16 protein-coding genes are annotated in these 11,217 nt (G+C 70.0%); 7 read left to right on the forward strand and 9 right to left on the reverse strand.

Annotated elements, in window-relative coordinates; translation table 11 throughout:
* Nucleotides 1-12 precede the first annotated feature (12 nt).
* Entirely contained in the window at nt 13-180 is a 168-nt protein-coding gene (locus tag MUN74_RS09310) for a hypothetical protein (protein ID WP_244856190.1), read from the reverse strand.
* 266 nt (nt 181-446) lie between these two features.
* Here MUN74_RS09310 and MUN74_RS09315 point away from each other — a divergent pair, with 266 nt between their 5' ends.
* The 3 genes from MUN74_RS09315 (at nt 447) to MUN74_RS09330 (ending at nt 2,800) form a co-directional block, all read left to right on the forward strand.
* Nucleotides 447-1,919, forward strand: coding sequence for an FAD-dependent oxidoreductase (locus MUN74_RS09315; RefSeq protein WP_305038270.1), 1,473 nt, complete (start codon nt 447-449; stop codon nt 1,917-1,919).
* 187 nt (nt 1,920-2,106) lie between these two features.
* Entirely contained in the window at nt 2,107-2,307 is a 201-nt protein-coding gene (locus tag MUN74_RS09325) for a CsbD family protein (RefSeq protein ID WP_231429339.1), read from the forward strand.
* Nucleotides 2,308-2,317: 10 nt separating this feature from the next.
* The gene (locus MUN74_RS09330; protein ID WP_244856191.1) at nt 2,318-2,800 is read left to right on the forward strand and encodes a YciE/YciF ferroxidase family protein; all 483 of its coding nucleotides are present in this window, start codon (nt 2,318-2,320) and stop codon (nt 2,798-2,800) included.
* 52 nt (nt 2,801-2,852) lie between these two features.
* On the opposite strand, the gene MUN74_RS09335 is transcribed toward MUN74_RS09330, so the two are convergent.
* From MUN74_RS09335 to MUN74_RS09360, 6 genes are all read right to left on the reverse strand, one after another.
* Nucleotides 2,853-3,179, reverse strand: coding sequence for a DUF1048 domain-containing protein (locus MUN74_RS09335; protein ID WP_244856192.1), 327 nt, complete (start codon nt 3,177-3,179; stop codon nt 2,853-2,855).
* Between the two features lies 1 nt (nt 3,180).
* On the reverse strand, nt 3,181-3,537 hold the full coding sequence (locus MUN74_RS09340) for a DUF1048 domain-containing protein (RefSeq protein ID WP_244856193.1): 357 nt from the start codon (nt 3,535-3,537) through the stop codon (nt 3,181-3,183).
* 62 nt (nt 3,538-3,599) lie between these two features.
* Nucleotides 3,600-4,364 (reverse strand): ABC transporter permease, encoded by a 765-nt coding sequence (locus MUN74_RS09345; RefSeq protein WP_244856194.1) that lies wholly within the window; start codon nt 4,362-4,364, stop codon nt 3,600-3,602.
* The gene (locus MUN74_RS09350) at nt 4,361-5,170 is read right to left on the reverse strand and encodes an ABC transporter ATP-binding protein (RefSeq protein WP_244856195.1); all 810 of its coding nucleotides are present in this window, start codon (nt 5,168-5,170) and stop codon (nt 4,361-4,363) included. Before MUN74_RS09350 ends, MUN74_RS09345 begins: the two co-directional genes overlap by 4 nt.
* Nucleotides 5,167-5,532: a DUF1048 domain-containing protein gene (locus MUN74_RS09355; protein WP_244856196.1), complete on the reverse strand. Its 366-nt coding sequence runs from the start codon at nt 5,530-5,532 to the stop codon at nt 5,167-5,169. Before MUN74_RS09355 ends, MUN74_RS09350 begins: the two co-directional genes overlap by 4 nt.
* A 2-nt stretch (nt 5,533-5,534) precedes the next feature.
* Nucleotides 5,535-5,900 carry a PadR family transcriptional regulator gene (locus MUN74_RS09360; protein WP_244856197.1) on the reverse strand — a complete coding sequence of 122 codons (366 nt, stop codon included), beginning with the start codon at nt 5,898-5,900 and terminating at the stop codon, nt 5,535-5,537.
* 257 nt (nt 5,901-6,157) lie between these two features.
* Here MUN74_RS09360 and MUN74_RS09365 point away from each other — a divergent pair, with 257 nt between their 5' ends.
* The 3 genes from MUN74_RS09365 (at nt 6,158) to MUN74_RS09375 (ending at nt 8,608) form a co-directional block, all read left to right on the forward strand.
* Nucleotides 6,158-7,057 carry a LysR family transcriptional regulator gene (locus MUN74_RS09365; RefSeq protein WP_244856198.1) on the forward strand — a complete coding sequence of 300 codons (900 nt, stop codon included), beginning with the start codon at nt 6,158-6,160 and terminating at the stop codon, nt 7,055-7,057.
* A gap of 156 nt (nt 7,058-7,213) precedes the next feature.
* The gene (locus MUN74_RS09370) at nt 7,214-8,101 is read left to right on the forward strand and encodes a metalloregulator ArsR/SmtB family transcription factor (protein ID WP_244856199.1); all 888 of its coding nucleotides are present in this window, start codon (nt 7,214-7,216) and stop codon (nt 8,099-8,101) included.
* Nucleotides 8,102-8,191: 90 nt separating this feature from the next.
* Nucleotides 8,192-8,608 (forward strand): arsenate reductase ArsC, encoded by a 417-nt coding sequence (locus tag MUN74_RS09375; RefSeq protein ID WP_244856200.1) that lies wholly within the window; start codon nt 8,192-8,194, stop codon nt 8,606-8,608.
* A gap of 23 nt (nt 8,609-8,631) precedes the next feature.
* Here the strand turns inward: MUN74_RS09375 and MUN74_RS09380 are convergent, their stop codons facing one another.
* On the reverse strand, nt 8,632-9,963 hold the full coding sequence (locus tag MUN74_RS09380; protein WP_244856201.1) for an FAD-dependent oxidoreductase: 1,332 nt from the start codon (nt 9,961-9,963) through the stop codon (nt 8,632-8,634).
* Between the two features lie 83 nt (nt 9,964-10,046).
* Between MUN74_RS09380 and MUN74_RS09385 the strand changes: the two genes are divergently transcribed.
* Nucleotides 10,047-10,397 carry an ArsR/SmtB family transcription factor gene (locus MUN74_RS09385; protein WP_244856202.1) on the forward strand — a complete coding sequence of 117 codons (351 nt, stop codon included), beginning with the start codon at nt 10,047-10,049 and terminating at the stop codon, nt 10,395-10,397.
* A 98-nt stretch (nt 10,398-10,495) separates the two neighbouring features.
* Here MUN74_RS09385 and MUN74_RS09390 read toward each other — a convergent pair whose 3' ends face one another.
* Complete coding sequence (locus MUN74_RS09390; RefSeq protein WP_244856203.1) at nt 10,496-11,068, reverse strand: TetR/AcrR family transcriptional regulator; 573 nt, start codon at nt 11,066-11,068, stop codon at nt 10,496-10,498.
* Nucleotides 11,069-11,217: the final 149 nt, after the last annotated feature.

An 11,217-nucleotide genomic window follows, 5' to 3' on the forward strand; every position in this document is an offset into this window, starting at 1 on the left:
GGTCGAGCGTTGTCAGACGCTGGAGTTGCGGCCCGAGATCGCTCGAATCAACCAGGCGATCACGGCGATCGCCAAGAGGACGAGTCCGACCCAGAGCAGGAAGTTCAGCGACTGCACCAAGCCGCCGGTGATGGCGAGGATGATGGCGATGACGACGATGACGATCAGCAGGATGTTCATCGGGTGAATCCCTCCTTCGGGAGTGTCAGGGCCGATGGTCGGCCCCCGGTCGGTCGGTCCCGGTCGGGCGGGTCACGACTCTTCCACGGTAGGGACGGCGGCGTTCGGGCTTCAAGGGGTTGACTTCCCGCAACGGGATCGAGAGTGTTCGCGCGGGCCACCGGCGCACGCGGGCACGTACCACAGTCGATGCGGCATCGGCGCCGCTCACGACCGCAGGCTGTCAAGCCCTCGCGCCTGCACCGGGGCGCCGGGACGATTGAGTCATGGGATCGCTCTGGCGGGACGGTGTCGAGGCGGGCGCCGTCGACGACCTGCCTCGAGAGCGCGACTGCGACGTGCTCGTCGTCGGGGCCGGCCTCGTCGGGCTGACGGTCGCCGTGCAGCTGGCGCACGCCGGTCGCCGGGTCGTGGTGCTCGATGCCGCCGAGCCGGGCTCGCTCACGACCGGCGGCTCGACCGGCAAGGTCACCCTGCTGCAGGGCGCTCGGCTCTCGACGGTGCGGGAGCGCAACTCGATCGAGGTCGCGGCCGCGTACCTCGAGGCGTGCCGCAACGGCGCGGCATGGCTCCGCGCCCTGCTCTCAGGCCACGACGAGGGCTACGAGGAGGCGACCGCCTACAGCTTCGCCACGACTGCGGCGGGCGCCGAGCAGCTGGCGGCCGAGCACGACGTCGCGCGCGAGCTCGGTCTCGGGGTGCGCTGGGGCGACCCGGCCGAGTGCCCGGTCGAGGCGCGCAGCGTGCTCGCGCTCGATGACCAGTTCATGCTCGACCCGATGGTGCTCGTGCGCCGGCTCGTGACGATCGCCCGGGTCGCCCGCATCCCCGTGGTCGCCGGATGCCGCGTGCTCGACGTGCGGTCGTCGGGCTCGGGACACGAGGTCGAGACCGAGCGGGGCGTGCTGCGCGCCGACGAGCTCGTGCTCGCGACCGGCACCCCGATCGTCGATCGGGGGCTCACCTTCGCACGCACGACGCCCTCCCGGTCGCACGTCGCGGCGTTCGCGACCGGCAGCCGTCGGCTCGCCGGCATGCACCTCACGGTCGACGGACCGACGCGATCGTTGCGGCCGGCACGTCGGGGCGGCGTGGAATACCTCGTCGTCGCCGGCAACGACGACCTGGTCGGTCATGCGGCATCGACCGCGGAGCGGGCGCGGGAGCTGCATCGGTGGGTGGGTGACCGCTTCCCCGGGGCGCGCCTCACCCACCACTGGGCGGCCCAGGACTACGACTCGCTCGACGGGGCGCCCGATGTCGACCGGCTCGGCAGCGATGGCCCGTGGTTCGCGAGCGGGTTCGGCAAGTGGGGGCTCGCGGCCGGGGCCGCCGCCGGCATCGCCATCGCCCAGGGCCTCGGCGGTGACCTGCCCGACTGGGCGGCGCGGCTCTACGACCGACCGGTCACGGCGTCGGATGCCGGAGCCGTCGTGGCGCGGAACGCCGACGCGGTCGGGCGGTTGCTCGGCGGCGTCGTCCGAGCGATCTCGGGCTCCCACGACGGGCCGGCGGCCGAGGGCGAGGGACGGGTCGAGCGGGGCGTGCCGCCGATCGCCGAGAGCACCGTCGACGGCGTGACCCGCCGAGTCTCGGCCGTGTGCACCCATCTCGGCGGAATCGTGGCCTGGAACGACGAGGAATGCACGTGGGACTGCCCGCTGCACGGCAGCCGGTTCGCCGCTGACGGACGCCGTCTCGAGGGGCCCGGGCGTACCGACCTCGCGCCGGACGCATGAGCACGCGCGGGCGAGCGCGCGTGAGCGCGCGCCCGTTTCGGCACATCGCTCCGAGGCTGTCAATCCCTTGAGGGGTCATCGGCCCGGTGCGAGCGTGGAAGCAGGTGCCGAGCCAGGCACCGGCGCCGATCGGGCGCCCCTCGTTGCCGGCTCGGCATCGGGGACTCGATACACAGGGGTGATCACGATGGGAATCGGAGACAAGGCCAAGCATCAGGCCGAAGAGGCCGGCGCGAAGATCAAGCAGGGCGTCGGCAAGGTGACGGGCAACGAGGAGATGGAGGCCGAGGGCCACGTCGACGAGGCCAAGGCCGACATGAAGCAGGCCGGCGACGAGGTGAAGGACGCGGGCGAACGCGCCAAGGACGTCTTCACGGATCGCGACTGAGGGCCGCGTCATGGTCAAGCAGAGCCTCGAGAGCCCCGGCGACCTGCTGCACTTCCAGCTGCGCACGGCGATGACGATGGAGAACGACTCCCTCGCGGCGCTGGGCGAACTCGCCGGTGCGGTGAAGAGCGCGGAGATCAAGAAGCTCTTCCGCCATCACGCCGACGAGACGCGCGAGCAGATCGCCAACCTCCAGCAGGTGTTCCGGCTGCTCGAACTGCGCGAATCGACCGCGCCGTCGCCGAGCACGAAGGGCATCAGCCGCCAGGCCGCCTCGCTGCTCGAGCGGAGCGCGCCGAAGCTGCGCGATCAGGCCGCGCTCGCGAGCGCACTCGGCAACGAGCACTACGAGATCTCCGCGTACGAGTCGCTGATCGTGCCGGTGACCGCGATGGGCGCCACCGATGCGGCCGCTCTGCTGCAGGCGAACCTCGACCAGGAGTCGCACACGAGCGAGGAGATCCGCACGAAGTTGCAGTCGATCGCGGGGTGATGCACGACGAGAAGGGGGCGCACCGAACGGTGCGCCCCCTTCGTCGCGCGGCTCACTCGCCGCCTTCGCGCGCCTTCGCGACGAGCGACGCCTGGTAGCGGTCGGCGTACGTCGGCGTGTCCTTCACGAGGTCGTCGGCGAACGCGGCGACGTCGTCGCCGATGAGCTCGATGACGCCGACGCCCTTCGCCGCGCCGTCCTCGAAGAAGTCGACGATGCCCGAGAGCAGGGTGCCGTCCTCGAGGCCGACGGGGCCGATCTTGAAGTAGTACTTCTGGATCTCGCCGTAGACCACCTGGTAGTCCTTCGGCAGGGTCCGGACCCGAGCCTGGTGGGCGCGCCACTCGCGCTTGCCCTCGATGATGTCGTGGATTCCCATGTCAGCCTCCCAGCCGTGCGAGCTTCTTCGCGACGTTGCGGTTGAGCTGCTCGCGCCACTTGTCGCGGAAGCCCTTGGCCCCCTCGCCGCCGGCCAGCGCCTGGCAGAACCCGGGGATGTCGTCGCCGAGCACCTCGTCGATGCCCTGTCCTTCTGCGGCCGTCTCCTCGAGGAGTCCGAGGACCCCGTCGAGGATCGGCATCAGGTTGCGGCCCGTGAAGTCGGCGTAGCCCCAGAGCTGGAGCTTGATCTCCTCGAAGGCCGCCCGGTAGTCGGCCGGCAGGGCCTCGGCTCGGGCGTCGAACGCCGTGAGCTCCCTGCGGAGGTCGTTGCCGGTGATGGTGTCCCAGAAATTCATGTCTCTCCTCCTCGATGCGTGAGACGGCGGGATGCCGCGGCGCAGTCGCCGCGGCATCCGGTTCAGCTGAGCTTGCGGCGGTAGGCCGCGAGCGCCCCGATGTAGCCGATCGCGATGATGCCGACGAGCCAGGCGAGCGCGACCCAGATGTCGCTGCCGACGGGCTGGCCGCTGAACAGCGCGCGGGTGGTGTCGACGATCGAGGTGACGGGCTGGTTCTCGGCGAACCAGGCCACGGGGCCCGGCATCGAGTCGGTCGGCACGAACGCCGAGCTGATGAACGGCAGGAAGATCAGCGGGTAGGCGAAGGCGCTCGCGCCGTCGACCGTCTTCGCCGAGAGTCCCGCGATCACCGCGAGCCAGGTCAGGGCCAGCGTGAACAGCACCAGGATGCCGATGACCGCGAGCCACGCCCACAGGTCGGCTCCCGTGCGGAAGCCCATGATGAGCGCGACGCCGGTGACGATCGCGATCGAGACCAGGTTCGAGACGAGCGAGGTCAGCACGTGCCCCCAGAGCACGCTCGACCGGGCGATCGGCATCGACTGGAAGCGGTCGAAGATGCCGCCCTGCAGGTCGAGGAACAGCCGGTACGAGGTGTACGCGACGCCCGACGCGATCGTGATGAGCAGGATGCCGGGCAGCATGTAGTCGATGTACGACTCGTTCGACCCGGTGTTGATCGCTCCGCCGAGCACGTACACGAACAGCAGCATGAGGGCGATCGGGGTGACCGCGGTCGTGATGATCGTGTCAGGGCTGCGGAGGATGTGGCGCAGCGAGCGGCCCGTGAGCACGGCCGTGTCGCTGATGGCGTGGGTGGTCATCGTGTTGCCTCCTTCTGGGTTTCGGCGGCGTCTCCCTGCTCGTCGCCCGTCTCGCCGACGAGGGCGAGGAAGACGTCTTCGAGGGAGGGCTGCTTCTCGACGTACTCGACCTTGGCCGCGGGCAGCAGCCGCTTCAGCTCGTCGAGCGTGCCGTTCTGGATGATGGTGCCGCGGTGCAGGATCGCGATGCGGTCGGCGAGCTGCTCGGCCTCGTCGAGGTACTGGGTCGTGAGGAGCACCGTGGTGCCCCCGTCGGCCAGCTGCTTGACGGTCTGCCACACCTCGATGCGGGCCTGCGGGTCGAGGCCGGTCGTCGGCTCGTCGAGGAAGATGATCGACGGGCTGCCGATCAGGCTCATCGCGATGTCGAGCCGGCGGCGCATGCCGCCCGAGTAGGTGCCGGCCTTGCGGCCGCCGGCCTCGGTGAGCGAGAACCGGGCGAGCAGGTCGTCGGCGATCTTGCCGGGATGCTTCTGGTGGCGCAGCTTCGCGACGAGCACGAGGTTCTCACGGCCCGTGAGCACCTCGTCGACCGCGGCGAACTGCCCGGTCAGGCTGATCGCCTCGCGCACGCCCGGCGCGTCGGTTGCGACATCCTGCCCGCCGACCGTCGCGGAGCCCGCGTCGGCCTTCAGCAGGGTGGAGAGGATGCGCACGAGGGTGGTCTTGCCCGCGCCGTTCGAACCGAGCAGGGCGAAGATCGAGCCCCGGGCGACGTCGAAGTCGACGCCCCGCAGCACGTGCAGGTCTTTGAACGACTTCTCGATGCCCTGCACCCGGATGGCGGGTTCGGTGACGGTGGTCATGACTGCTCCTTCTTCGCGTCGTCGATCGCCTGGTTGAGGCGAGCGCGCTCCTTGTCGATCCACCGCTTGCCGCCGTACGCCTGGGCGAACGACTCGGTGAACTCGACGGGGTCGTCGCCGATGATGTCGGCGACCGGGGTGCCGTCGATCGCGGCCCGCTCGAACAGGTCGGCGAGGTCGGCGATCATCTGCACCATGGTGTCGCCGTCGGTGACGTCACCCGAGTACAGGAGGTACCGGTGCACGGCTCCTGCCGCTTCGGCGTAGGGGGCGGGAAGGCCGTCGATGCGCGCCTTCGCCTGCTTGTACTGCTTCTTCTGCTCGAGCGAGCCCGTGAGGGCTTCGATCCACTTGGCAGCCATGGTCACTGCTCCTTCTCGATGTCGGTGATGTCGTTCGTGTCGGTGATGTCGCTGCGGAGCTGTTCGATGCGTTCTGCGAGGAAGCTCCAGGTCCCCCAGAATTCGGCGAGCTCGCCGCGGCCCTGCTCGTTGAGCGTGAAGACCTTGCGCGGCGGGCCCTTCTCGGAGGGCACCTTCTCGACGTCGACGAGCCCGCGCTGCTCGACCCGCACGAGGAGGGCGTAGATCGTGCCCTCGGCGATGTCGGTGAAGCCGTGCTCGCGCAGTCGCGCCGTGATCTCGTAGCCGTAGGCCGGAGCCGTGGCGAGGATCGCGAGGACGATGCCCTCGAGCGTGCCCTTGAGCATCTCGGTCATCTGCTTGCCCATCAGGCCACCCCCTTCTTGCTATTCAGTGTTGCTGGTAATCAGTCTTGCTAGGTACCACTAGAAAGTAACACTGAGTACCGGTACTTAGCAACACCGAATAGCAGGATTTCTCGAAATTCCTCGGCGGCGGTCGATCGGATGCCTCGGTGCGGCGTCGCCCTCTCAGGTTCGCGCCGGGCGGGGCCGGCCATCAACGGGCCGTTCGGGTGCGCTGCGATAACGTGGCGCTTATCGTCTGGCCGGTGCGGAGGAGTGCGGTGGAGCTGCGAGACATCGAGATCTTCCTCACCCTCGCGGAGGAACTGCATTTCGGTCGAACCGCGGAACGCCTCTACGTCTCGCAGGCGCGGGTCAGCCAGGCGATCAAGAGCCAGGAGGCCCAGATCGGCGGGGCGCTGTTCGAGCGGAGCAGTCGACGCGTCATCCTGACGCCGCTCGGCGAGCGACTGCGCGACGACCTCGCCGACGGGTACGGCGCGATCATCGCCGGTGTCGCCAAGGCGAGGGAGTCGGCACGGGGTGCCGTGGGCACGCTCCGGCTCGGCGTCATGGGCAGCGACAGCGGCATGTTCATCGACCTCCTCGACGAGTTCCGGCGCCGCAACCCCGGCGCCGAGCTCGAGACCCGCGAGATCACCTTCAGCGATGCGTTCGGGCCGTTGCGGCGGGGCGAGGTCGATGCGGCAGTGGTGTGGAAGCCCGTCTGGGACCCCGACCTCACGGTCGGCCCCACGGTGTTCACTTGCGGCCGGGTGTTCGCGGTCTGGAAGGGGCATCCGCTCGCCGACCGCGAGTCGATCTCGCTCGAGGACCTCGCCGACCACCTGATCGGCGACCCTGTCGGCGGGCCGGAGCACTGGATGGACGGGATGATTCCGCGCCACACGCCGAGTGGTCGCCCGATCCCGCGCTCGGGCCCGCGGCCGAGCACCTTCAGCGAACTGCTGGCCCTCGTGGCCGGCCGGCGCAGCGCGATGGTCGCCGGATCGCCCGCGACCTTCTACGGCGGGCATCCGGGTGTGGTCTTCGTGCCCATCGCCGACGCGCCGCCGCTCGAGTACGCGCTCGTCTGGCGCACCGCCAACGCCGGCCCGCTCGTCGGGGCCTTCGCCGACGCCTGTCGGGCACCCTGGCCGGAGGGGTCGCCCGACGTCTGAACGCCGACCCGGGACCGGAGAGCGCGGTGGACGCTGTCATGCTCACGGCATGACGCGGTGGCCGCCGCCCTTCGAGAGCCGTGAAGGCGCCGCAGGTCGTTTTCGGCGATCCGGCGGCGCGGTAGCGTCTCGGCGGTAACGCATAGGCTGTGGTCTATGAGTTCGGCCCAGTCGGTGTCTGCGACGGTCTCCGATCCGACGCGCGCTCGAATGCTCGAGCTGATCATGGATGAGCCCGAGGGCCGCTCGACCGTCACTCGGTTGGCGGAGCAGCTCGGCCTGCGTCAGCCGACGATCACGCATCACGCGAAGGTGCTGATGGCGGTGGGTGTTCTCGAGCGTCGACCCGAAGGCCGACGGGTCTGGTACTCGGTCGCCCCGGCCCAGCTCGACCGGGTGATCGACATCGTCGGCACTCGGCCGGGTGCGGTCGCGGACGATGGGGTGATGGAGCGAGTCGTCGACGATCTGGCGGTGCGCTTCGCGGGCACGTTCAGCCGCGAGACGGTCGAACGGTTCGTGGCCGAGAGCCATGGGCTCCTGGCCCGGGCCGGGCACGAGCGGCAGCTCGCATCGCGGACCGCGGAGTTCGCCTCGCAGCGCCTTGCGGCCGTCGCCGCGAGAACCCGACGTCGTTCGGAGGTGCCCGAGGTCTTGTTCGTCTGCGTGCAGAACGCCGGCCGCTCGCAGATGGCCGCCGCGCTGCTTCGTCAGCTCGCCGGGGACCGCATCCGGGTCCGGACGGCCGGCTCGGAACCTGCGACTGCGGTCGCCCCGGTGGTCGCGAGCGTGCTCGAGGAGGTCGGCGTGCCACTCGGCGGTGAGTTCCCGAAGCCGCTGACCGACGAGGTGGTGCGCGCCGCGGACGTCGTGATCACGATGGGCTGCGGCGACGCCTGCCCGGTGTACCCCGGCACCCGATATCTCGACTGGGAGCTCGAGGATCCGGTCGGCCGGCCGATCGAGCAGGTTCGCGAAATCCGCGATGCCATCGACCGCCGGGTTCGCGACCTCATCGCGAGCCTCGACGTCGCCTCCGAGTGAACCTCGGCTGAATCATCCCGTCTCGGCCCGATTGATCCATAGATCGTGATCTATGATTGAACCGTCCGTGAGCGAGGAGAGGTTCTGCCCATGTCTGAGAAGCCCACTGTCCTCTTCGTGTGCGTGCACAACGCCGGTCGTTCGCAGATGGCCGCCGGCTTCCTGCGCGAGCTCGGCGGCGACCGCGTCGAGGTGCTGTCGGCCGGCTCCGAGCCCAAGGACCAGATCAACCCGGTCGCGGTGCAGGCGATGGCCGAGGAGGGCATCGACATCGCGAACAACGTGCCGAAGGTGCTCACGACCGAGGCGGTGCGCGACTCCGACGTCGTGATCACGATGGGGTGCGGCGACGCGTGCCCGATCTTCCCCGGCAAGCGGTACGAGGACTGGAAGCTCGACGACCCGGCCGGGCAGGGCATCGAGGCGGTGCGCCCCATCCGCGATGAGATCCGCGGTCGGGTCGAGGCGCTGCTGGCCGAGCTGCTGCCGCAGGGCGCGAGCGCCTGACGGCCCGCTCGGCCTCGAGCGGTTCAGCACCCCGACGCCGACGAGCAGCAGCTCGACGCGCCGCCGAGGTCGGTGGAGCAAACCCCGGTCGCCGGCAGCACGAGTTCGACGTTCGACGCTGAGGCGAGGTCACCGGCGAGCCATGCGGTCACCGAGCGCACCTGCTCGTAGCCGGTGGCGAGGAGGAACGTCGGGGCCCGGCCGTACGACTTCATGCCCACGATGAAGAAGCCCTGCTCGGGGTGGGTCAGTTCGGCGAAGCCGTGGGGCTCGACGGTGCCGCACGAGTGCACGTTCGGGTCGATGAGCGGCGCCAGCCGCTTCGGCGCTTCGACGATCTCGTCGAGCTCGAGTCGGATCTCGCGCAGCAGCTCGAGGTTCGGCCGGAACCCGGTCGCGCTCACGACGACGTCGGTCGCGTGCGTCGTCATCTCGCCACGGCGCTGCCCGACGAGCTCGATCCCGTCGTCGTCGGCGCGCCGCGCGCGGAGGATCTCGAAGCCGTCGACGAGCTCGATGTCACCCCGGCGCACCGCAGCGTCGACCCGTCCGCCGAGCCGGGCCCGGTCGGCGAGCTCGTCGTCGGCCGACGACGAGACGCGCACGGCCTGCGCGTTGCGGATGAGCCAGGTCACCCGGGTGCCGGGAACCTCGCGGGCGAGCTGCACGAGCCCGAGGAGCGTGTTCGCGGCCGAGTGGCCGGCACCGACGACGGTCGTGTGCTTCCCGGCGAACGTCGCGCGGTCGCGGCCGAGCACGTCGGGCAGGGCCGGCTGCACGAGGTCGGCGATCTCGTCGAAGCCGAGCAGGCCCAGACCGCTCGAGCTCAGCGAGTTCGGCGTCCGGTAGGTGCCGGAGGCGTCGATGACCGCGCGCGCGGTCATCTCCTCGACGCCGGCCGCGGTGCGCAGGCGCACGAGGAACGGGGTGGCCGAACGGTTCGTGCTGCGCGTGCGGTCCATGCCCTCGCGGCTGACCGCGAGCACCTCGGCACCGGTGCGGATGCGGCGGGCGATCGCCTCGACACGGCTCAGCGGCACGAGGTAGGCGTCGACGAGCTCTCTGCCCGACGGTGCCCGCTCTGGGGACGGCAGCTCCCAGCCGCCGGCTTCGAGCAGGCGACGGGATGCCGGGTCCACGAGGTGCTTCCACGGCGAGAACAGCCGGGTGTGCCCCCAGGAGCGCACGCTGTCGGCGATGTCGTCGCCGGATTCGAGGATCACGAAGTCGATGCCGCGCTCGACGAGATTCGCCGCGGCGGCGAGGCCGATCGGGCCGGCTCCGATGATCACGACGGGCAGCGTCGACAGTCGGTCGTTCGAAACGGGCCGGACGGTCAGGTCGAGCAGCGTCACTGCATCCTCCTCATATCGATGAACTTCGATGTCAGTATGAGACGCGATATCGATCATTGTCAATATCGAGTAGCATCGATGCCATGCCCACGATGCTCGAGGTCACCGACGTCACTGCCGGTGCGTGCTGCGCGCCGTTGGTGCGCGAGCCGCTCGGCGCCGCAGACGCCGACCAGCTCGCCCACAAGATCAAGGCGCTCGCCGACCCGACCCGCCTCCGGCTGGTGTCGATCGTCGCCGCCTCCGCCGACCAGGAGGCATGCGTCTGCGATCTCGTCGAGCCGGTCGGACTCAGCCAGCCCACGGTGTCGCACCACCTCAAGATCCTCAGCGAGGCGGGTTTCCTCTCGCGCACCCGTCGCGGCTCCTGGGCGTACTACCGCCTCGTGCCGGGCGCGCTCGACGGTGTGGCACAGCTGCTCGGCGGCAGCTAGGCGCGCTTCGGCGACGTGCGTCGCTGACGATCACGGCGACCACGATCGGGCCGAGTGATGACAGCGCAGCGCGCTCGGTCCCGCAGCCGCACCCGCCCTCAGAGCGCCGCGATGAGCGCGTCGGCGGCGGCCCGTGAGCGCGCAGTGCGCGTGGGGTCGGCGTCGAAGTCGCCGAGGAACACCGAGCCGAGGGCGCAGGTGAGCACGCCGTACGCGGCGTTGAGACAGGCGTCGGGGGAGGCATCCGGGTGGCCCTGCGCGACGAGGTCGGCGAGCTGCAGCCGGGTGGCCGTGTAGGCGGTCGTGAGCACGTCGGCGATCTCGGGGTTCGTGCGCGAGAGCTGCACCAATCCGAGCACCACCGCGTTCTCGCGGTCGGGTGAGCTGAACGCCGGCCCGAACAGGTAGTCGAGCGCGCTGCCGAGGTCGTCGGTTCCGGCCGGCAGTATCGTGCCGACCTCACCGCTCGGGTCGGCGAAGAGCGCCGTCGCGGTGTCGAGCAGCAGCTTGTCCCGGTTGCCGACGAAGTGACGCACGTGTCCGCGCGACATGCCGGTCGCGGTGGCGATGCGGTCGAGCGTCGTGCCGTGGATGCCGTGCTCGGCGATCGTCGCCATCGTCGCCTCGAGAATCTGTTCTCGACGCTCGGCGGCGACGGAGGGGCGTGCCATCGACGGTTCTCCTCTCGTGCGGCAGGGCGTGGCCGTCTGCGCGGTGTGCTGCGATTCGGGATGCCGCGCACCCGGCCTGTGCCCCGAGTGTAACGGCTTCGCAATTCTAGTCTAGTCAGACTTGACTATTTACGATCGGCTCCGTAACG

The sequence above is a fragment of the Agromyces sp. H17E-10 genome (genome assembly GCF_022919715.1).
Classification (GTDB): Bacteria; Actinomycetota; Actinomycetes; order Actinomycetales; family Microbacteriaceae; genus Agromyces.

Bases quoted from the DNA above. Each gene is read 5' to 3' on its own strand.
- MUN74_RS09390 (WP_244856203.1), bottom strand. From the start codon at position 11,068: ATGGCACGCCCCTCCGTCGCCGCCGAGCGTCGAGAACAGATTCTCGAG.
- MUN74_RS09345 (WP_244856194.1), bottom strand. From the start codon at position 4,364: ATGACCACCCACGCCATCAGCGACACGGCCGTGCTCACGGGCCGCTCG.
- MUN74_RS09330 (WP_244856191.1), top strand. From the start codon at position 2,318: ATGGTCAAGCAGAGCCTCGAGAGCCCCGGCGACCTGCTGCACTTCCAG.
- MUN74_RS09310 (WP_244856190.1), bottom strand. From the start codon at position 180: ATGAACATCCTGCTGATCGTCATCGTCGTCATCGCCATCATCCTCGCC.
- MUN74_RS09375 (WP_244856200.1), top strand. From the start codon at position 8,192: ATGTCTGAGAAGCCCACTGTCCTCTTCGTGTGCGTGCACAACGCCGGT.
- MUN74_RS09315 (WP_305038270.1), top strand. From the start codon at position 447: ATGGGATCGCTCTGGCGGGACGGTGTCGAGGCGGGCGCCGTCGACGAC.
- MUN74_RS09350 (WP_244856195.1), bottom strand. From the start codon at position 5,170: ATGACCACCGTCACCGAACCCGCCATCCGGGTGCAGGGCATCGAGAAG.
- MUN74_RS09355 (WP_244856196.1), bottom strand. From the start codon at position 5,532: ATGGCTGCCAAGTGGATCGAAGCCCTCACGGGCTCGCTCGAGCAGAAG.
- MUN74_RS09370 (WP_244856199.1), top strand. From the start codon at position 7,214: ATGAGTTCGGCCCAGTCGGTGTCTGCGACGGTCTCCGATCCGACGCGC.
- MUN74_RS09325 (WP_231429339.1), top strand. From the start codon at position 2,107: ATGGGAATCGGAGACAAGGCCAAGCATCAGGCCGAAGAGGCCGGCGCG.
- MUN74_RS09335 (WP_244856192.1), bottom strand. From the start codon at position 3,179: ATGGGAATCCACGACATCATCGAGGGCAAGCGCGAGTGGCGCGCCCAC.
- MUN74_RS09360 (WP_244856197.1), bottom strand. From the start codon at position 5,900: ATGGGCAAGCAGATGACCGAGATGCTCAAGGGCACGCTCGAGGGCATC.
- MUN74_RS09340 (WP_244856193.1), bottom strand. From the start codon at position 3,537: ATGAATTTCTGGGACACCATCACCGGCAACGACCTCCGCAGGGAGCTC.
- MUN74_RS09385 (WP_244856202.1), top strand. From the start codon at position 10,047: ATGCCCACGATGCTCGAGGTCACCGACGTCACTGCCGGTGCGTGCTGC.